The sequence below is a fragment of the Pseudomonas tensinigenes genome, assembly GCF_014268445.2.
In the GTDB taxonomy this organism is placed as follows: Bacteria; Pseudomonadota; Gammaproteobacteria; order Pseudomonadales; family Pseudomonadaceae; genus Aquipseudomonas; species Aquipseudomonas tensinigenes.
The window spans coordinates 4,224,912-4,245,162 of record NZ_CP077089.1; the positions used below are offsets into that span (position 1 = coordinate 4,224,912).

The window sequence follows — 20,251 nt, forward strand, 5'->3', positions numbered from 1 at the left end:
GGAGAGGGCTGGGGTGAGGGTCTGCTTTTAGGGTTCCAACCCGATCCCACGCAATATCACACTCGTCACCGTCTGCACCGCCCGCTCAAACTGCATGTCCGACAACGGCTGATGTTCATTCAGAATATTCACCTGATGATCAAAGTCAGCATAGTGCTGCGTCGACGCCCAGATCATGTACAGCAAACTCGACGGCTCCACCGGCAAAATCCGCTTGTCTTCAACCCACTGGCGAATCTTCGCTTCCTTCATTTTCGCCCAGTCATACAGGCTGACATCCAGCGCCTCACCCAAGGTTGGCGCGCCGTGGATGATTTCGTTGGCCCAGACTTTCGAGCCGTACGGCCGACTGCGCGAGTGGTTCATCTTGGCGCGGATGTAACTGCTCAGCACCACGCGCGGGTCGTCGAACATCTCGAAGCACAGCGCGTCCTGCTTCCACACTTCCAGCAGGTCGAACAGCACCGCGCTGTACAGCTCGCTCTTGGTGCTGAAGTAGTAATGCAGGTTGGAGCGCGGCAATTGCACTTCAGCCGCGATGTCGGCCATGGCGGTACCGCCGAAACCTTTTTCGGCGAAGACTTTTTCCGCCGCCAGGAGGATTTTCTCGACGTTATTGCGACGAATCTCGATCTTGTGATTGCCCATGAGGGCTCCCTGACAACAGCGTTGCCCAAGACTAGCATCCGCTCTGCTCCGCGGGCGACCGCTGCAAACAAAACTTCGTACTGGCGTCAGCGGATGGCTAAACTGACGCCTCTTCACTCCTGCCTCAGAGGTATTCGCGATGCTGTTCAAGAACGTCCTGACCACCACTGCCCTGCTCGCTTCGCTGTTCGCCGCATCCTCCGTATTTGCCCACGCCCACCTGAAAAGCCAGACCCCGGCCGCCGATAGCACAGTCGCCGCTCCCGCCGACTTGCGCCTGACCTTTTCCGAAGGCGTCGAAGCCAGTTTCACCAAAGTCACCGTGACCAAGGATGGCGCAGCGGTCGCGATCAAGCCACTGACCACCGAAGGCGACAAGAAAACCCTGATCGTCACCCCCGCCGCTCCGCTGACCGCTGGCGAGTACAAAGTCGAATGGCACGCGGTGTCGGTCGACACGCACAAAAGCGAAGGCGCTTATCAGTTCAAGGTGGGCCAGTAATTCATGAGTGAAGCGCTGGTGCTGTGCCGCTTTGTGCATTTCATCGTGGTGTTGATGCTGTTCGGGGCCTGGCTGTTCAGGCCGTTGCTGCTCAAGGATGAAGCGCCGCAAGTGGATCGGCACCTGGCGCGACTGGCGCGCTGGCTGGCCGCTGTGGCGCTGCTCAGCGGGATTGCCTGGGCGCTGTTGATCACCGCGAGCATGGCCGGTTCGGCAGCGGCGGCGTTTGATCCGGATACGGTTGCGCTGGTGCTGGGCAATACGTTTTTTGGTCAGGTATGGCGTTGGCATCTGCTGATCAATGCTGTGCTGTTGGCGCTGCTGTTTACACCTTGGCGCTCGAGCATGCCGTTGCGGTTGGGTTTGAGCGGCTTGCTGCTGGCGACCCTGGCACCGGTCGGGCATGGCGCCATGCTCGATGGCGTGAGCGGGCAATTGCTGATTCTCAACCAGATTGTGCATCTGACCTGCGTGGCGGCGTGGCTGGGCGGGTTGTTGTTGCTGGTGATGATTCTGCGTCAGCCGACGGAGCCGATGCGTGAAGTTTTGCGGCGCTTCAGCGGAGTCGGTTATGCCTTGGTCGCGGGGCTGCTGATTACGGGTTTGATCAATGTGCGCGTGCTGACTGGCCAGTGGTGGCCGACGCCGTTGTTCAGCGGGTTTGCGCTGATTCTGCTGATCAAGGCGCTGATCGTGCTGGGGATGCTTGGGCTAGCGCTGTTCAACCGCTTGCGGGTTGATGATTGCGAACAACGCATGGGTGCGCTCAGGCGCAGTGTGATGCTCGAATGGCTGCTCGGCATTGGCGCAGTGGCGGCGGTTTCACTGCTGGGCACCCTGCCGCCGATGATCGCTGGATAAACACCGTTCAAATGTGGGAGCGAGCCTGCTCGCGAAAGCGCTGTGTCAGATAAAGAAATGTTACTGATACGACGCTTTCGCGAGCAGGCTCGCTCCCACAGGGTTATGTGTTGATCAGTGGGGCTGGGTGTTGCCGGCGGCGGTGTCGATGCTGACCACTACCGACATCCCCGGCCGCAACCGTTCCTCTTCCTGCTGATCCGGATCGATGGTGATCCGCACCGGCACGCGCTGAGCAATTTTCACAAAGTTGCCAGTAGCGTTATCCGCCTGTAACAAGGCAAATTCCGACCCCGTCCCCGGGGAAATATGCTGCACATGCCCGGTGAATTTGCGGTGGTTCAAGGCATCGACAGTGAAGCGCACCGGTTGCCCGACCCGCACATTATCCATCTGTGTTTCCTTCATGTTGGCGATCACCCATTTCTGGTTCGGTACCAGCGCCATCAACTGCGCGCCGGAGTTGACGTAGGCGCCGAGACGCACGCCGATCTGCCCGAGCTGACCGTCACGCGGGGCAACGATGCGCGTGTTCGACAGATCGATTCGCGCCAGTTGCACCGCCGCTTCGGCGCTGGCCACTGCCGCTTCCAGCGAGCCGCGATTGACGATCACTGTTTGCAGATCCTGACGGGCGATTTCCAGATTGGCCTTGGCCTGCGCCACCCCCGCAACACTTTGCGCATTCGCCGCCAGTGCTACATCCATCTCACGCTTGGACACCGAACCGTCGCGCACCAATTCCTGATTACGGCGCAGATCCGCCTCGCTTTTGCGCAACTGCGCTTCACTGTCAGCTTGAACGGCCTGACGCAATTTGATCGTCGCCTCGGCGCTGTTGCGTTGCTGCACGACGTTGGCCAACGCAGCTTTCTGCACCGCCAATTGCGCCAGTGACTGATCGAGCCGCTGCTGATAGATACGGTCATCCAGCCGCACCAGCAAATCGCCGGCCTTCACGTACTGGAAATCCTGTACCGGCACTTCATAGACGTAACCGGCGAGTTGCGGGCCGATGATCGTCACCTGCCCGCGCACCAAGGCGTTTTCGGTGGTTTCGACCGCACTGCTGAACGGCGGCAATTGCCAAGCATACAACACGATCAGCACGCCGACGATGGCAATCGCGGCAAAGCCCAGCGAGGAGATGATCCGCACCCGCAGCGAACGTGGCTCGGTGTTTGGCGATGACGGCGGCGCCTCACCCTCGGGCGTGGCAGCGATGGCATTGGTGGTAGTGGTGGTCGGTTCGGTCATGAAGAAGTGGCACCGCTGGAAGGTGTGGATGGCGCCGTGGCGACGGCTTTGGTGGTGCTCATCAGCCACAGCGCACGAATGGACAGCCAGATCATGGTCAACACCGCAATCACGGCGATCAGCATGAACACATCGTTATAGGCCAGCACATTGGCCTCACGGGTGGCAGCGTTGGCCAGGCTGCGAATCCCCGCCAGGTTGCGCAGACTCGGATCGGCCAACAGCGAACCGTACGCCGAGCCGCCGCTCTGCACGCGCGCAGCCACCAAAGGGTCAGACAGCGTCAGGTGCTCAACGATTTGACTGGAATGAAATTTTTCCCGGACGATCTGGAACGTGCCCAGAAGCGCCGCACCGAGCAGGCCGCCGAGGTTATTGCAGATCCCGAACAGCACGGAAAAACTCACCAGATTGCGCGGATTGGTCAGCACGTTGCGCGTGCCGAAGACCATGGTCGGGCCGAGGAAAAATGTGCTGCCGAACGCCAGCAGAAACTGACTGAAATAGAGATTTTCCGGGCGGGTCAGGTTGTTGGAAAAGCTGTCCATCACCGACCCGGTGGCCATCAGACCCAGCGAGATGATCAACGGCATCAGCAGGTGTTTGGGGTCGATCGTCAGTGCGCTGGTCACCAAACCCGCGACGCTGCCGATCAGCATCACCACATACAGGCTGTGCAACTGCTCGTAGCCCATGTTCAGGTTCTGCATGAAACCGACCGCACCGGTGGACTGCTCCGAGGTGACCATGCGAATCAGGGTCACCGCCAGCGCCAGCCGGATCATCGTCCCGCTGCCCAGCCAACGGGTCATCAGCAGCGGGTTGCTGCGGTTATGTTCGATCGCCAGGCCGGCGATGATCAAGGCAATCGAAGCAGCCAACGCATAGCCGATCCAGTCGGCCTCCAGCCACCAATCGATCCGCCCCAGCGACAACACCGCGCACAACAACGCCACACCCGTGGCGAGAATGGCGAAGGTAAGGAAGTCGAGTTTTTCGAAGGTTTTGAAACGGTCGCCCGGCGGCAATTTGAGCAGCAAAACGCAGCCGAGCGACAGTAACGCCATGCCCAATTCGAACAGGTACAAGCCGCGCCATTCGGCGATCTGCAGCAAGTCTTCGGAAAACAATCGCGCCAACGGCAGCGCCAGTTGTGACGTGCCGAGGCCGAGCACCAGCGCCTTCAGCCGCCACTTCGCCGGGAAGGCCTGGACCATGTAATACAGGCCCAGCGAGCTGAGCGCCGCGCCGACCATGCCGTGCGCCGCCCGCACCGCCACCGCCGAATTGAGGTCATTGACGAACAGATGGCCGAAGGTCACCAGCGCATACAACACCAGGAACACTTCGGTGAACGCGCGCAAACCGAATTGCTGGCGAAACTTCACCAGCAGCAGGTTCATCGACACGTTGGTCATCACGTACGCCGCCGGCAGCCAGGCCATTTCGGCGGTGGTCGCGCCGAGTGCACCTTGCAGATAAGGCAGGTTGGCCACCACCAGCGAGTTGCCCAAGCCACCGGTCACCGCCACCAGCACGCCCACCAGCGCATAGGCCAGGCGCTTGGGGTTGGAGTGCAACGGCGTCGAGGGGGAACCGGGCAGACTGGGCTTTTCGTGGGGCTGCCAGTTGCGCGGGGCGTATTGATCCATTGCAAGGCCTTGTACGGAGAGTGGGTGAAGTTTGCCGCAAATTCACGGTTAAAACACTTTCCCCCTTGTGGGAGCGAGTCTGCTCGCGAAAGCGGTGTGTCAGTCGACAACGTTGTCGGGTGAAAATCCGTATTCGCGAGCAGGCTCGCTCCCACAAGGGGTCTGCGTGGTGACAGATAGTCATCGCACAACTTGCTGTTGACATTCCCGTAAAACCTAGGAAATATCCGCACCCATGTTGTACGACGACGTATAACAAATAATAAAAACAACAAACGAAACAGGGAGCGTCACAGTGAGCACACTCGTCTGCAGTTCCGTCCGCCCTTCCCGTCTTTCCGTCACCCGCCCGCGTACCGCTTTAAGTCTGATCGGCTGCAGCAGCCTCGCCCTCGCCTTGCCGATGAGCGCCGAAGCCGAAGGTTTTCTCGACGACAGCAAAGCCACGCTGAACCTGCGCAACGCCTACTTCAACCGCAACTTCGTCAACCCGGCCAACCCGCAGGGCAAGGCTGAGGAGTGGACGCAGAACTTCATCCTCGACGCCAAATCCGGTTTCACTCAGGGCACCGTCGGTTTCGGCCTCGATCTGCTGGGGATGTATTCGCAAAAGCTCGATGGCGGCAAAGGCACCGGCGGTACGCAACTGCTGCCGATCCACGATGACGGGCGCCCGGCGGACAATTTCGGCCGGCTCGGTGTGGCGCTGAAGGCCAAGGTATCGAAGACTGAACTGAAGGTCGGCGAATGGATGCCGGTGCTGCCGATCCTGCGTTCCGATGATGGCCGCTCACTGCCGCAGACCTTTCGCGGCGGCCAGATCACCTCCACCGAAATCAATGGCTTGACCGTCTACGGCGGCCAGTTCCGTGGCAACAGCCCGCGCAACGACGCGAGCATGGAAGACATGTCAATGAACGGCCGTGGCGCGTTCACTTCCGATCGCTTCAACTTCGGCGGCGGCGAGTACAGCTTCAACGACAAGCGCACGCAGGTTGGTGTCTGGTACGCCGAACTCACGGACATCTACCAGCAGCAGTATTTCAACCTCAGCCACAGCCAGCCTGTGGGCGACTGGACGCTGGGCGCCAACCTCGGTTTCTTCACCGGCAAGGAAGACGGCAGCGCCCAGGCTGGCGACCTCGACAACAAGACTGCGTTCGCTCTGCTTTCGGCCAAATACGGCGGCAACACGTTCTATGTCGGCCTGCAAAAACTCAGCGGCGACGACGCGTGGATGCGGGTCAATGGCACCAGCGGCGGCACCCTCGCCAACGACAGTTACAACGCCAGTTATGACAACGCCAAGGAACGTTCCTGGCAGTTGCGCCATGACTACAACTTCGTCGTACTCGGCGTTCCCGGTCTGACCCTGATGAACCGCTACATCAGCGGCGACAACGTGCACACCGCCACCACCAATGACGGCAAGGAATGGGGCCGCGAGTCGGAACTGGCCTACACCGTGCAAAGCGGGCCACTGAAAAATCTCAACGTGAAATGGCGCAACGCGACGATACGCCGGGACTTCAGCACCAACGAATTTGATGAAAACCGGATCTTTATCAGTTATCCGATTTCGTTGTTGTAAAGCCAGGCGCCACACCGAGTTTCCCTGTGGGAGCGAGCCTGCTCGCGAAGGCGGCGTGTCAGTCGACATCAATTCTAAATGACACACCGCTTTCGCGAGCAGGCTCGCTCCCACAGGGGATTGCATTGCAAATACGGAACTGTGGTGATTGAAAAGAGGCCAGGCCTTCCGTCATCTACACCAAAAGTCGCGTTGACAAGTTCCGGAAACCCTACCGATACTTCAGCGCAGTCATACGACAACCTACAACAAACCTAATAACAATCGTGTAAGGGATTGCCATGACATCTACCTCCACTCCCCGCGCCCCGTTCAACCGTCTGCTGCTGACCGGCGCTGCCGGTGGTCTGGGCAAAGTTCTGCGCGAACGGATGCGCCCTTATGCCCATGTCCTGCGCCTGTCAGACATCGCCGCCCTCGCCCCGGCCGTCGATGACCGCGAAGAAATCGTCCTCTGCGATCTGGCCGACAAACACGCCGTGCATCAACTGGTCGAAGGCGTCGATGCGATCCTGCATTTCGGCGGCGTCTCCGTCGAGCGGCCCTTCGAAGAAATTCTCGGCGCCAACATCTGCGGCGTGTTTCACATCTACGAAGCCGCGCGCCGGCATGGTGTGAAGCGAGTGATCTTCGCCAGCTCCAACCACGTCATCGGCTTTTACAAACAGGACGAACCGCTCGACGCCAGCTCCGCACGGCGCCCCGACGGCTACTACGGACTGTCCAAGTCCTACGGCGAAGACATGGCCAGTTTCTACTTCGATCGCTACGGCATTGAGACCGTGAGCATCCGCATCGGCTCCTCGTTCCCCGAGCCGCAAAACCGTCGAATGATGCACACCTGGCTGAGCTTCGACGACCTCACGCAATTGCTCGAACGCGCGCTGTACACGCCGAATGTCGGCCACACCGTGGTCTACGGCATGTCCGCCAACAAAGAAGTCTGGTGGGACAACCGCTTCGCCAGCCACCTCGGGTTCGAAGCGAAGGACAGCTCCGAAGTGTTCCGCGAAAAGGTCGAAGCGCAGCCAATGCCGGCCGCCGATGACCCGGCGCGGATCTATCAGGGCGGCGCGTTTGTCGCGGCCGGACCGTTCGGCGACTGATCACCCTGACAACGACGCAAAGGAATGAGTATGCAAGCCGAATTGATCGTCGATGCCCGCAACGCCGTGGGCGAAAGCCCGGTCTGGGTGGCAGAGGAAAACGCGCTGTACTGGGTGGATATTCCCAACGGCGGCCTGCAACGCTGGAGCGCTGACACGGGCCATGTGCATGCCTGGAAAACCCCGGAAATGCTCGCCTGCATCGCCCGCCACAGCCGTGGCGGCTGGGTCGCTGGCATGGAAAGCGGTTTCTTTCATCTGCACCCGCACAGCGACGGCAGCCTCGACAGTGAGCGACTTGCCAGCGTCGAGCACGGCCGCAAAGACATGCGCCTAAACGATGGTCGTTGTGATCGCCAGGGCCGCTTCTGGGCCGGCAGCATGGTGCTGAACATGGGCCTGAGTGCGCCCGAAGGGCGGCTCTACCGCTACGGTGCCGGGCAGTCTGGCGTGATCGAAGCGCAGCTCGACGGTTTTATCGTGCCCAACGGCCTCGGCTTCAGCCCCGACGGCAAGACCATGTACCTGTCCGATTCACACCCCGACGTGCAACTGATCTGGGCGTTCGATTACGACACCGAGACCGGCACGCCGTCGAACCGCCGTGTTTTCGTCGACATGAACCATTTCCCCGGCCGGCCCGATGGCGCTGCTGTGGACGCCGAAGGTTTCTACTGGATTTGCGCCAACGACGCCGGCCTCATTCACCGCTTCGCGCCGGACGGTCGACTCGACTTCTCACTGGCCGTGCCGGTGAAAAAACCAACCATGTGCGCCTTCGGTGGAACCCGGATGGACACCTTGTTCGTCACCTCGATTCGTCCCGGCGACGACCACGACTCGCAATCCCTGGCCGGCGGCGTGTTCGCCCTGAATCCCAACGTCAAAGGCCTGCCGGAACCGCTGTTCGACGATTCGCTGTAACACCCGCCTCTGCTGCACCGCTGCGCCTTGAACACAACAATAACAAGACTGGAGACTCACCCCATGAACTTCAAACGCACCTTGCTGGCCGCTGCACTCCCGCTGATGTTTACCTTCACTGGCGCCGCTCAGGCACTGCAACTCAAATTCGCTGACATTCACCCCGCCGGTTATCCAACCGTGGTGGCCGAAGAAAACATGGGCAAGACCCTGACCAAGGAAACCAACGGCGAGCTGACCTTCCAATACTTCCCCGGCGGTGTGCTGGGCTCCGAAAAAGAAGTCATCGAGCAGATGCAAGTCGGCGCCGTACAGCTGTCTCGCGTCAGCCTGGGTATCGTCGGCCCCGTGGTCCCGGACGTGAACGTGTTCAACATGCCGTTCATCTTCCGCGATCACCAACACATGCGTAACGTCATCGACGGCGCAGTGGGCGACGAGATCCTCGACAAAATCACCAACTCCGAATTCGGCCTGGTGGCCCTGGCCTGGATGGACGGCGGCACGCGCAACGTCTACACCAAGAAACCGGTACGCAAGCTCGAAGACCTCAAGGGTATGAAAATCCGCGTGCAAGGCAACCCGATGTTCATCGACATGATGAACGCCATGGGCGGTAACGGTATCGCCATGGACACCGGCGAGATCTTCAGTGCCCTGCAGACCGGCGTGATCGACGGCGCGGAAAACAACCCGCCAACCCTGCTCGAACACAACCACTTCCAGAATGCGAAGTACTACAGCCTGACCGGTCACCTGATCCTGCCAGAGCCGATCGTGATGTCAAAAATCACCTGGGAAAAACTGACGCCGGATCAACAGGCGCTGGTCAAGACAGCCGCCAAGGCGGCCCAGGCCGAAGAGCGCGTGCTGTGGGACAAGAAGTCCGCTGCCAGTGAAGAAAAACTCAAGGCCGCCGGCGTCGAGTTCATCGAGGTCGACAAAAAACCCTTCTACGACGCCACCGCCTCGGTTCGTGAGAAATACGGCGCGCCGTATGCCGATCTGATCAAAAAGATCGAAGCCGTTCAGTAACGCCTCCCGCTCCGTCCCCATGAACAAGGCCCGGTGCGCCCGATGACTGCGGCGCACCCGGTTACGGTGGAACCCGATGAAGAATCTACTGCTGCGTATCAACGACAAGATCTACATGACGTGCATCTGGGTCGCCGGCCTTTCCGTCCTGGCGATTTCCCTGATGATTCCCTGGGGCGTGTTCGCCCGCTACGTGCTGGGCACCGGTTCGAGCTGGCCCGAGCCCACGGCGATCCTGCTGATGATGGTGTTTACCTTCATCGGCGCTGCCGCCAGTTACCGCGCCGGTGCGCACATGGCCGTGGCCATGCTCACCGACCGCATGCCGCCGCAACTGAGAACCGCGGCGGCGATTTTTTCCCAGCTGCTCATGGCGGCGATCTGCATCTTCATGACGATCTGGGGCGCCAAACTGTGCATGTCCACCTGGAACCAGTTCATGGCGGCCCTGCCCGATCTGCGCGTGGGCGTGACCTATCTGCCGATTCCGCTGGGCGGCTTTCTGACGCTGATTTTTGTTCTGGAAAAACTCTTGCTCGGTGACCAGAGCAAACGACGCGTCGTGCAGTTTGACCTGGTTGAAGAAAGTGAAGGTGCCGCTTAATGGACGCTCTGATACTGCTGGGCAGTTTTATCGCTTTGATCCTGATCGGCATGCCGGTCGCCTACGCGCTGGGCGCCGCCGCGCTGATCGGTGCATGGTGGATCGACATTCCGTTCCAGGCGGTGATGATTCAGGTCGCGTCGGGGGTGAACAAATTCTCGCTGCTGGCCATTCCGTTCTTCGTCCTGGCCGGTGCGATCATGGCCGAGGGCGGCATGTCCCGTCGCTTGGTGGCGTGTGCCGGGGTGCTGGTGGGTTTTGTCCGCGGTGGCCTGTCACTGGTCAACATTGTCGCCTCGACCTTTTTCGGCGCGATCTCCGGTTCGTCGGTGGCCGACACCGCGTCGGTGGGCTCGGTGCTGATTCCGGAAATGGAACGCAAGGGCTATCCACGGGATTTCTCCACGGCCGTGACTGTCAGCGGTTCGGTGCAAGCCCTACTGACCCCGCCAAGCCATAACTCGGTGCTCTACTCCCTGGCCGCCGGTGGCACGGTTTCGATTGCCTCGCTGTTCATGGCAGGCATCGTGCCGGGCTTGCTGATGAGCGCCTGCCTGATGGTGCTGTGTCTGATTTTCGCGAGAAAACGCAATTATCCCAAGGGTGAAGTGATCCCGATGCGCCAGGCGTTGAAAATCGTCGGCGAAGCCCTCTGGGGCCTGATGGCGATGGTGATCATCCTCGGCGGCATCCTGTCCGGCATCTTCACCGCGACCGAATCGGCGGCCATCGCCGTGCTCTGGTCCTTCTTCGTGACCATGTTCATCTACCGCGACTACAAGTGGAGCGAACTGCCGAAACTGATGCACCGCACGGTGCGGACGATTTCGATCGTGATGATCCTGATCGGTTTCGCCGCGAGCTTCGGTTACATCATGACCCTGATGCAAATTCCGGCGAAGATCACCACGATGTTCCTGACCCTGTCGGACAACCGCTACGTGATCCTGATGTGCATCAACGTCATGCTGCTGTTGCTCGGCACGGTGATGGACATGGCACCGCTGATCCTGATCCTGACGCCAATCCTGATGCCGGTGATTCTCGGCATCGGCGTCGATCCGGTGCAGTTCGGCATGATCATGCTGGTGAACCTCGGGATCGGATTGATAACGCCGCCGGTGGGTGCGGTGCTGTTTGTCGGTTCGGCGGTGGGCAAGGTCAGTATCGAGAGCACTGTGAAAGCGCTGCTGCCGTTTTATGCGGTGCTGTTTCTGGTGTTGCTTCTGGTGACCTACGTGCCGGCGATTTCGCTGTGGTTGCCGCATCTGGTGTTGTAAGCGGTTAATGGATCGCAGCCCTCACGGGCTGCGATTTTTGCTTTAAGCCCCCAACAACATATACCCCGCCACAACCAGACAGACACTGGCAAACCCCACCTGCAACGCCCGCGCCGGCACCCGCGCACAGAGCTTGCGCCCAATGATCATGCCGACAATGCTGGCGACGATAAACGCCGCGCCCTGCGCATCAATCCGCACACCGGCGTGAAACGAGCCGATCACCCCGATCGCCGAAATCAGACTGATCACCATCAACGACGTCGCGACAATCCCGCGCATCTGCACGTCAGTCAGTTGCTTGAACGCCGGCACGATCAAGAAGCCGCCACCGACCCCAAGCAAACCGGACACCACCCCGGTAATCGCGCCCAACGCCGCCAGCGTTGCGGTGCATTTGGCAGTCCAGTCGAAACGCCCGGTTTCTTCATTGAGCATGCAATTCTTCTGACCCCAACTGGCATGGCCATGATCACTCGGCCCTTCCTGCTGACGCTCGCGGCGCAGCATGCGCCAGGCCACCATGACCATAAGCAGACTGAACAGGATCATCAGGATTTTCTCCGGCAACTGGTGCGCGAAGTAAATGCCCAACGGCGAAAACACCGCGCCGAGCGCGGCAATCAACAACGCCGCACGATAGCGCACCAGACCATGACGCAAACCGTCGATAGCCCCGACCGCCGCCGCACTGCCCACCGCAAACAACGCCACCGGCGCTGCCTGGGTCATCGTCCAACCGAGGCCGAGGACCAGCGCCGGCACCGCGAGAATCCCACCGCCGGCCCCGGTCAAACCGAGCACCAACCCCATCACCACACCAAACAGGCTTGCCAGCAACATAGGATGTTCTCAGTCGACTTTGGACAGGCCGGTCAGCCACTCGCGCCCTTTGAGCATGCCGTTCCAGTAGAACCACGGCAGCAGCGTCGCCTTGAGCAACCACGCCGAGCGCCGCGCCACGGTCGGGTCCATCGGGAAGGTCGGCAGCAACTTACCGGCATAACCGAACTCGGCGAGAATCACCTTGCCCTTCTCCACCGTCAGCGGGCAGGAACCGTAGCCGTCGTACTTCAGCGGCAGCGGTTGCTGCTTGCGCAGGGCGAGCAGGTTTTCCGCGACCACCACCACTTGCTTGCGCACCGCTGCGGCGGTTTTCGCGTTGCTAGTGCCGCAGATATCACCGAGTGCAAACACCTCGGGATAGCGCGGATGCTGCAGGCTGTGCGGGTTGACTTCGCACCAGCCGGCGGCGTCGGCCAGAGGACTCTGGGCGATGAAATCCGGCGAGATCTGCGGAGGCACAACGTGGAGCAGATCGAAAGTTTTCGCCACACGGGTGACGTTGCCGTCAGCGTCCTTGATCTCGAACCACGCGGTTTTCGCCGGGCCGTCGACCTTGACCAGATTCGAGTTGAACGCCAACTGCGCGTTGTACTTTTCGATGTACTTCATCAACGGCGGCACGAACGTCGCCACGCCGAACAGGGCGGCGCCGGCCAGATTGAATTCGACATGGATGTTGTTCAGCGACCCGTTTTTGAGCCAGTGATCGCAAGACAGATACAGCGCTTTTTGCGGTGCACCGGCGCATTTAATCGGCATCGCCGGTTGGGTGAACAGTGCTTTGCCGCCGCGCAGTTTCTGCACCTGATCCCAGGTGTATTGCGCGTGCTGGTAGCTGTAGTTGGAGGTGACACCGTGCTGGCCAAGGCTTTCCTGCAAGCCTTCAATCTTCTCCCAGGCCAGACGCAGGCCGGGGCAAACGATCAGGTTTTGATAGCTGACCGTACGTTGATCGCTGAGGGTCAGTTGGCGCTTGTCCGGGTCGATTGCGGTGACCGCCGCTTGCAGCCAGTTCGCTTGTCTGGGCATGACCTTGTTCATCGGCCGGGCGGTGTCTTTGACATCGTAGGCACCACCGCCGACCAGCGTCCACGCCGGTTGATAGTAATGCTGGGCGCTCGGTTCAATCACGGTAACTTTCAGAGCCGGATCACGTTTGAGCAGACTGGCGACAAAACCGATACCGGCCGTACCGCCGCCGATGACCACGATGTCTGCACTGATGGATGGGCCCCAGTGTTGATCGTTCATTGCTTGTTCCTTTTGCTGCACGCAAGGATTTCTCAGCCTTCACACAAATCCATTGTAGGAGTGAGCCTGCTCGCGATAGCGGTGGGTCAGCCATATCTTTATTAACTGATACACCGCTATCGCGAGCAGGCTCACTCCTACAGGGGTTGTGTGTTGGCTGGCATTTATTGGTGGCCGAGACTTTTCAGCACGGCCCCGCAATACAATCCGGACAGGGTCTTCATCACCTGAATCACTTCCGGACTGGCGAGGCCGTAGAAAATGTACTTGCCTTCACGCCGGGTCGCGACCAGCCCTTCATCACGCAGGATGCCCAGTTGCTGGGACAGCGTCGGCTGGCGCACGCCGGTCATCTTTTCCAGTTCGCCAACGTTGCGTTCGCCCTGGGTCAGTTGACAGAGGATCAGCAGGCGATCCTCATTGGCCATGGCCTTGAGCAAGGCGCAGGCCTTGGAGGCCGAAGCACGGAGTTGGGCGACTTCACATTCGGTCAGACTGGATTGCATTTGCACGATGCCTTCAAGGTCACTTAAGCTGCGAACATTATGTTTTTAGATAAAGTGTTGCAACCCATTTCCCTTGTTCAGGTTGGTGTCCATGCCCGCGCAGATTGAATCGTTCCTCGACCCCGCCTCTTCGACCTACAGCTATGTGGTCTATGAAGCCGACGGCGGGCAATGTGCAATCGTCGATCCAGTGCTCGATTACGACGGTGCTGCCGGGCGCACCTGCACCGTGCAGGCCGACAAAATCACCACCTTCGTTCGCGCGCACAGCCTGCAGGTACAGTGGCTGCTGGAAACCCACGCCCACGCCGATCACCTGTCCGCCGCGCCCTATCTGCGCCGGGAGCTGGGCGGGAAAATCGCTATCGGTGAATCGATCAGCAAAGTGCAGAACGTGTTCAAGGCGCTGTTCAATCTGGAGCCGGAGTTCTGCGTTGATGGCTCGCAGTTCGATCACCTGTTTGCACCGAACGAATCATTCCGCATCGGCAATCTCAAGGCTACGGCCCTGCACGTCCCCGGCCACACCCCGGCGGACATGGCTTATTTGATCGATGGCGAGCAGATTCTGGTGGGCGATACGCTGTTCATGCCGGACGTCGGCACCGCGCGTTGCGACTTTCCCGGCGGCAACGCCCATCAGTTGTATGCTTCGATCCACAAACTGCTGGCCTTCCCCGCCAGCGTGAAACTCTACGTTTGCCACGACTATCCGCCCGAGGGTCGCGCCTCGCAGTGTCAGAGCACGGTCGGCGAGCAGCGCAAAAACAATATTCATGTGCATGACGGGATCGATGAAGCGGCGTTCGTCGAGATGCGCACAAAACGTGACGCGGGGCTGGGCATGCCAACGCTGTTGCTGCCGGCGATTCAGGTGAATGTGCGGGCGGGGAATTTGCCACCGGCGGAGGAAAACGGCGTGGTTTACCTGAAGATTCCGCTCAATTCCCTATAGGAAAAAACCGCTCGGGACGTCGCCGGATTATTTTTCCTACAAACGCTGGCGATAGTGATGAACTGGTGAAAATCCTCTCAGCGATCAGACTCCATTGGGCAAACATTCAATGGAGTTTTCGCAATATGGATATTCGCCGTAATCACCGTGACATGACCGCGCAACAGAAATCCGCATTCATCGATGCCATCCTGAGGCTGAAGAACAACGTCGACAGCGTACTGCGCCCCGGACAGCAAAGCCGCTACGATGATTTTGTCCAGATCCACAAAAATTCGATGGGCCGGGGCAATCCGCTGACGCCCAACCCGCATCGAAGCCCGCTGTTCTATCCGTGGCACCGGATTCTGATCCGCCAGTTCGAACTGGCCCTGCAGTCCGCCGCCAATGACCCGACCATCACCCTGCCCTACTGGAACTGGCAACTGACCGGGGCCGACAACCCCTTCACCTCGGACTTCATGGGTTCAAACGGTGACAACCTGCAAGACCAGCGCGTCACCGGCGGGCCGTTTTCCAGAGAGCAATCGCAGTTCGAAGTGAGAGTCTGGGACGAGGGCATCGGCAACACCGGCATTCGTCGAGATCTCGGGACAAACGGCGCACTGCCCACCGCAGAGACCGTCATATCGACGCTCAACAGGACGCCTTACTGGATGGAAGCAAGCGGTTGGGAAAATATCTCGGAAACCGAACTGCACAATCCGGTACATGCCTGGATAGGCGGCAGCATGGCGCAAGCCTCCTCACCCAATGACCCGATCTTCTTCCTGCACCACTGCTACCTCGACTTGTTGTGGGAGCGCTGGAAACATCAACATCCTGGCACTCCCGGCTTTACCAATGAGGCCGGCTCGGCAGACATGAACGAGACCGTGCTGGTCTTTCATCCCGCCAACGAACTGGCGCCCTGGGCGCAAACCTTTACCGTCCAACAAACCCTCTTCACCACAGAGCTCGATTACCGCTATGACTACATATGACCCTCAGCTGCCCAGCGTCAAACCGTTAGCGGGTAACGGCAGCGCGGTCTTGTAGCGCACCTGCTTCAGCGCAAAGCTTGACCGGATATTCGCCACACCCGGCACTTTGGTCAGGAAGTCCATCATGAAGCGCTCCAGCGACTGAATCGTCGGCACCAGGACCCGGATGAGGTAGTCCGGGTCTCCGGCCATCAGGTAACACTCCATCACCTCGGGGCGATCGGAAATCGCCTCTTCGAAATGCTGCAACGCCTCCTCGACCTGTTTCTCCAGACTGACGTGGATGAACACGTTCACGTGCAGCCCCAGCAGGTCGGCGTCCAGCAGCGTCACTTGCTCGCGAATCAGCCCTAATTCCTCCATCGCTTTCACCCGGTTGAAACACGGTGTCGGCGACAGGTTGACCGAGCGTGCGAGGTCGGCATTGGTGATGCGCGCATTCTCCTGAAGGCTGTTGAGAATGCCGATATCGGTACGGTCCAGTTTGCGCATGAGACAAAACCACCTGTTTTTTATGTTTATGCAGAATTTCTATCTGCAAATGATCGCCAGCGCAACGAAACAGAGATAAATATTCTTCTTGCCCGGGCCTATGATTGTTGTAGGACAAGATTTCTTCTACCGAAGAATGACTGCCAGCTCACTACAAGAAATTCACAAGATCGAGCGTAGAAGCCATGACCCAAGCGTATGAACCGCTGCGCCTGCACGTCCCTGAACCCTCGGGCCGCCCAGGCTGCAAAACCGACTTTTCCTACCTGCATCTGACCGATGCCGGTACGGTGCGCAAACCTCCCGTCGACGTAGAACCAGCCGACACCGCCGACCTGGCACGTGGGCTGATTCGCGTACTCGACGATCAAGGCAACGCTCTTGGCCCATGGGCCGAGAACGTGCCGGTCGAGATCCTGCGTAAAGGCATGCGCGCCATGCTCAAGACGCGCATCTACGACAACCGCATGGTGGTCGCCCAGCGTCAGAAAAAAATGTCGTTCTACATGCAGAGCCTTGGCGAGGAAGCCATTGGCAGCGCCCAGGCGCTGGCCTTGAACATCGACGACATGTGCTTTCCGACCTACCGCCAGCAAAGCATCCTGATGGCCCGCGAAGTTCCGCTGGTCGACCTGATCTGCCAACTGCTGTCCAACGAACGCGATCCGCTCAAGGGCCGCCAGTTGCCGATCATGTACTCGGTCAAGGAAGCGGGTTTCTTCACCATCTCCGGCAACCTCGCGACCCAGTTCATTCAGGCGGTCGGCTGGGGCATGGCTTCGGCGATCAAAGGCGACACCAAAATCGCCTCGGCGTGGATCGGAGACGGCGCCACCGCTGAATCGGACTTCCACACCGCCCTCACCTTCGCCCACGTTTATCGAGCGCCGGTGATCCTCAATGTGGTCAACAACCAATGGGCGATTTCGACCTTTCAGGCCATCGCCGGTGGTGAAGCCACCACCTTCGCCGGACGCGGCGTCGGTTGCGGCATCGCCTCGCTGCGCGTTGACGGAAATGACTTCTACGCCGTCTATGCGGCGTCTGCCTGGGCTGCCGAACGCGCCCGCCGCAACCTCGGCCCGACCATGATCGAATGGGTCACCTACCGCGCCGGCCCGCACTCGACCTCCGACGATCCGTCGAAATACCGTCCGGCCGATGACTGGAGCCACTTCCCGCTGGGCGATCCGATTGCCCGCCTGAAACAGCACCTGATCAAGGTCGGCCACTGGTCGGAGGAAGAACACGCCGCCGTCAGCGCCGAGCTTGAAGCCGAAGTGATTGCCGCGCAGAAACAGGCCGAACAGTACGGCACCCTCGCCGGCGGTCAGATTCCAAGCGCCGCGACCATGTTCGAAGACGTCTACAAAGAGATGCCGGAGCACTTGAAGCGCCAGCGTCAGCAGTTGGGGATCTGACATGAACGATCACAACAACAATATTCAGTTGGAAACCGCCATGACCACGACCACCATGACCATGATCCAGGCCCTGCGCTCGGCCATGGATGTGATGCTTGAGCGTGATGACAATGTCGTCGTGTTCGGTCAGGACGTCGGCTACTTCGGCGGCGTGTTCCGTTGCACCGAAGGCTTGCAGACCAAGTACGGCACCTCGCGGGTGTTCGACGCACCGATCTCGGAAAGCGGCATCGTCGGCGTGGCCGTCGGCATGGGCGCCTACGGTCTGCGTCCGGTCGCCGAGATTCAGTTCGCCGACTACGTCTACCCGGCGTCCGACCAGATCATTTCCGAAGCGGCACGCCTGCGTTATCGCTCGGCCGGCGAGTTCACCGCGCCGATGACCCTGCGCATGCCTTGCGGCGGCGGCATCTACGGCGGCCAGACCCACAGCCAGAGCATCGAGGCGATGTTCACTCAGGTCTGCGGCTTGCGCACCGTGATGCCATCCAACCCGTATGACGCCAAAGGCCTGCTGATCGCCTCCATCGAAAACGATGACCCGGTGATCTTTCTTGAGCCGAAACGCCTGTACAACGGCCCGTTCGACGGCCACCACGACCGCCCGGTGACGCCGTGGTCGAAACACCCGCAAGCCCAGGTGCCGGACGGTTACTACACCGTGCCGCTGGACGTTGCCGCGATCACCCGTCCGGGCAAGGACGTGACCGTGCTGACTTACGGCACCACCGTGTACGTGTCGCAAGTCGCTGCCGAAGAATCCGGCGTTGATGCTGAAGTCATCGACCTGCGCAGCCTGTGGCCTCTGGACCTGGAAACCATCGTCAAATCGGTGAAGAAAACCGGCCGCTGCGTGGTGGTTCATGAGGCCACCCGCACCTGCGGTTTCGGCGCCGAGCTGGTGTCGCTGGTGCAAGAGCATTGCTTCCATCACCTGGAAGCGCCGATCGAACGCGTCACCGGTTGGGACACCCCCTATCCGCACGCGCAGGAGTGGGCGTATTTCCCAGGGCCGTCCCGAGTGGGCGCGGCGTTGAAACGGGTTATGGAGGTCTGAATGGGCACGCACGTTATCAAGATGCCGGACATCGGCGAAGGCATCGCAGAAGTAGAACTGTCGCAGTGGCACGTCAAGGTTGGCGATCTGGTCGTTGAAGATCAGGTGCTGGCTGACGTGATGACCGACAAGGCGATGGTCGATATTCCCTCGCCAGTGCATGGCAAGGTGATTGCCCTCGGCGGTCAGCCGGGTGAAGTGATGGCGGTTGGCAGTGTGCTGATCAGCATCGAGGTTGAAGGTGCCGGTAACTTGAAAGAGTCCGCCGCACCCGCGCCCGTTAAAGAGGCGCCGGTCGTAGCGAAAGTTGAAGCGGTTGTCGAGAGCAAACCTGCTCCAGCCGCCCCGCGCCCTGCTGCGGTTTGCCAAGGCCCGATGGTTGCGCGCGAAGCAGACGAACGCCCGCTCGCCTCGCCGGCCGTGCGCAAACATGCACTGGATCTGGGGATTCAATTACGTCTGGTGCGCGGTTCCGGCCCGGCCGGTCGTGTGTTGCACGAAGACCTTGAAGCCTATCTGGCGCAAGGTCAGTCGAACGCTTCGGCACCAGTCGCCGCCGCTTACGCCCAGCGTAACGAAGAAGAACAGATTCAAGTGATCGGCATGCGCCGCAAGATCGCCCAGCGCATGCAGGACGCTACCCAGCGTGCCGCACACTTCAGCTATGTCGAGGAAATCGATGTCACCGCAATTGAAGAACTGCGCGCGCACTTGAATGAGAAGCACGGTGCCAGCCGTGGCAAATTGACCTTGTTGCCGTTCCTCGTTCGCGCCTTGGTCGTCGCCCTGCGCGACTTCCCGCAGATGAACGCCCGTTACGACGACGAAGCCCAGGTCATCACTCGCCTCGGCGCCGTGCATGTCGGCGTCGCCACGCAAAGCGATGTCGGCCTGATGGTGCCGGTGGTGCGTCACGCCGAGGCGCGCAGCCTGTGGGACAGCGCTACAGAAATCTCGCGCCTGGCCAACGCCGCACGCAATGGCAAGGCCAGCCGCGACGAATTGTCCGGCTCGACCATCACCCTGACCAGCCTCGGTGCGCTGGGCGGCATTGTCAGTACGCCAGTGCTGAACCTGCCGGAAGTGGCGATCGTCGGCGTCAACAAAATCGTCGAACGGCCGATGGTCGTCAAAGGCCAGGTGGTGATCCGCAAGATGATGAACCTCTCCAGCTCGTTCGATCACCGCGTGGTCGATGGCATGGACGCGGCACTCTTCATCCAGGCCATTCGCGGCTTGATCGAACAACCTGCCACTTTGTTTGTGGAGTAAGGCTC

20 protein-coding genes are annotated in these 20,251 nt (G+C 60.0%); 13 read left to right on the forward strand and 7 right to left on the reverse strand.

What is annotated here, in order from left to right; all coding sequences use genetic code 11:
• Positions 1-27: 27 nt before the first annotated feature.
• Complete coding sequence (locus tag HU718_RS18595; protein ID WP_007919317.1) at positions 28-648, reverse strand: TetR/AcrR family transcriptional regulator; 621 nt, start codon at positions 646-648, stop codon at positions 28-30.
• 139 nt (positions 649-787) lie between these two features.
• On the opposite strand from HU718_RS18595, the gene copC reads away from it, so the two are divergent.
• Complete coding sequence (gene copC / locus HU718_RS18600) at positions 788-1,150, forward strand: copper homeostasis periplasmic binding protein CopC (RefSeq protein ID WP_180699887.1); 363 nt, start codon at positions 788-790, stop codon at positions 1,148-1,150.
• Positions 1,151-1,153: 3 nt separating this feature from the next.
• A complete protein-coding gene (copD, locus tag HU718_RS18605; protein ID WP_186616443.1) occupies positions 1,154-2,011 on the forward strand; it encodes a copper homeostasis membrane protein CopD in 858 nt (285 codons plus the stop codon).
• Between the two features lie 114 nt (positions 2,012-2,125).
• Here copD and HU718_RS18610 read toward each other — a convergent pair whose 3' ends face one another.
• Together HU718_RS18610 and HU718_RS18615 are read right to left on the reverse strand one after the other, a co-directional pair.
• Positions 2,126-3,268 (reverse strand): HlyD family secretion protein, encoded by a 1,143-nt coding sequence (locus tag HU718_RS18610; RefSeq protein WP_186616442.1) that lies wholly within the window; start codon positions 3,266-3,268, stop codon positions 2,126-2,128.
• Complete coding sequence (locus tag HU718_RS18615) at positions 3,265-4,920, reverse strand: MFS transporter (protein ID WP_186616441.1); 1,656 nt, start codon at positions 4,918-4,920, stop codon at positions 3,265-3,267. The genes HU718_RS18610 and HU718_RS18615 overlap by 4 nt, the downstream gene beginning before the upstream one ends.
• 295 nt (positions 4,921-5,215) lie before the next feature.
• Between HU718_RS18615 and HU718_RS18620 the strand changes: the two genes are divergently transcribed.
• The 6 genes from HU718_RS18620 (at position 5,216) to HU718_RS18645 (ending at position 11,460) form a co-directional block, all read left to right on the forward strand.
• Entirely contained in the window at positions 5,216-6,511 is a 1,296-nt protein-coding gene (locus HU718_RS18620; RefSeq protein WP_150811774.1) for an OprD family porin, read from the forward strand.
• A 281-nt stretch (positions 6,512-6,792) separates the two neighbouring features.
• Complete coding sequence (locus tag HU718_RS18625) at positions 6,793-7,617, forward strand: NAD-dependent epimerase/dehydratase family protein (RefSeq protein WP_127928752.1); 825 nt, start codon at positions 6,793-6,795, stop codon at positions 7,615-7,617.
• Positions 7,618-7,647: 30 nt separating this feature from the next.
• Positions 7,648-8,541, forward strand: a complete 894-nt coding sequence (locus HU718_RS18630; RefSeq protein ID WP_186616440.1) for an SMP-30/gluconolactonase/LRE family protein — start codon at positions 7,648-7,650, stop codon at positions 8,539-8,541.
• A gap of 63 nt (positions 8,542-8,604) precedes the next feature.
• Positions 8,605-9,576 (forward strand): TRAP transporter substrate-binding protein, encoded by a 972-nt coding sequence (locus HU718_RS18635; RefSeq protein ID WP_150730276.1) that lies wholly within the window; start codon positions 8,605-8,607, stop codon positions 9,574-9,576.
• Positions 9,577-9,652: 76 nt separating this feature from the next.
• Positions 9,653-10,180: a TRAP transporter small permease gene (locus tag HU718_RS18640; RefSeq protein WP_034156125.1), complete on the forward strand. Its 528-nt coding sequence runs from the start codon at positions 9,653-9,655 to the stop codon at positions 10,178-10,180.
• Entirely contained in the window at positions 10,180-11,460 is a 1,281-nt protein-coding gene (locus HU718_RS18645) for a TRAP transporter large permease (RefSeq protein WP_150750820.1), read from the forward strand. Before HU718_RS18640 ends, HU718_RS18645 begins: the two co-directional genes overlap by 1 nt.
• Before the next feature lie 42 nt (positions 11,461-11,502).
• Here HU718_RS18645 and HU718_RS18650 read toward each other — a convergent pair whose 3' ends face one another.
• The 3 genes from HU718_RS18650 to HU718_RS18660 all read right to left on the reverse strand — a co-directional run bounded on the left by HU718_RS18650 (position 11,503) and on the right by HU718_RS18660 (position 14,063).
• Positions 11,503-12,303 carry a sulfite exporter TauE/SafE family protein gene (locus HU718_RS18650; protein WP_186616439.1) on the reverse strand — a complete coding sequence of 267 codons (801 nt, stop codon included), beginning with the start codon at positions 12,301-12,303 and terminating at the stop codon, positions 11,503-11,505.
• Positions 12,304-12,312: 9 nt separating this feature from the next.
• Entirely contained in the window at positions 12,313-13,557 is a 1,245-nt protein-coding gene (locus HU718_RS18655) for an NAD(P)/FAD-dependent oxidoreductase (RefSeq protein WP_186616438.1), read from the reverse strand.
• A gap of 164 nt (positions 13,558-13,721) precedes the next feature.
• Positions 13,722-14,063 carry an ArsR/SmtB family transcription factor gene (locus HU718_RS18660; protein ID WP_007915092.1) on the reverse strand — a complete coding sequence of 114 codons (342 nt, stop codon included), beginning with the start codon at positions 14,061-14,063 and terminating at the stop codon, positions 13,722-13,724.
• A gap of 91 nt (positions 14,064-14,154) precedes the next feature.
• On the opposite strand from HU718_RS18660, the gene HU718_RS18665 reads away from it, so the two are divergent.
• A complete protein-coding gene (locus tag HU718_RS18665; RefSeq protein ID WP_150730280.1) occupies positions 14,155-15,018 on the forward strand; it encodes an MBL fold metallo-hydrolase in 864 nt (287 codons plus the stop codon).
• A gap of 125 nt (positions 15,019-15,143) precedes the next feature.
• On the forward strand, positions 15,144-16,001 hold the full coding sequence (locus tag HU718_RS18670; RefSeq protein ID WP_186616437.1) for a tyrosinase family protein: 858 nt from the start codon (positions 15,144-15,146) through the stop codon (positions 15,999-16,001).
• A gap of 3 nt (positions 16,002-16,004) precedes the next feature.
• Here the strand turns inward: HU718_RS18670 and bkdR are convergent, their stop codons facing one another.
• A complete protein-coding gene (bkdR, locus tag HU718_RS18675; RefSeq protein WP_016985245.1) occupies positions 16,005-16,493 on the reverse strand; it encodes a Bkd operon transcriptional regulator BkdR in 489 nt (162 codons plus the stop codon).
• A 185-nt stretch (positions 16,494-16,678) separates the two neighbouring features.
• On the opposite strand from bkdR, the gene HU718_RS18680 reads away from it, so the two are divergent.
• The 3 genes from HU718_RS18680 to HU718_RS18690 are packed head-to-tail and all read left to right on the forward strand — an operon-like array spanning position 16,679 to position 20,246.
• A complete protein-coding gene (locus HU718_RS18680) occupies positions 16,679-17,914 on the forward strand; it encodes a 3-methyl-2-oxobutanoate dehydrogenase (2-methylpropanoyl-transferring) subunit alpha (RefSeq protein ID WP_034156130.1) in 1,236 nt (411 codons plus the stop codon).
• Between the two features lies 1 nt (position 17,915).
• Positions 17,916-18,974, forward strand: coding sequence for an alpha-ketoacid dehydrogenase subunit beta (locus HU718_RS18685; RefSeq protein WP_003224000.1), 1,059 nt, complete (start codon positions 17,916-17,918; stop codon positions 18,972-18,974).
• Complete coding sequence (locus HU718_RS18690) at positions 18,975-20,246, forward strand: dihydrolipoamide acetyltransferase family protein (RefSeq protein ID WP_077573471.1); 1,272 nt, start codon at positions 18,975-18,977, stop codon at positions 20,244-20,246. It begins immediately after the preceding gene.
• Positions 20,247-20,251: the final 5 nt, after the last annotated feature.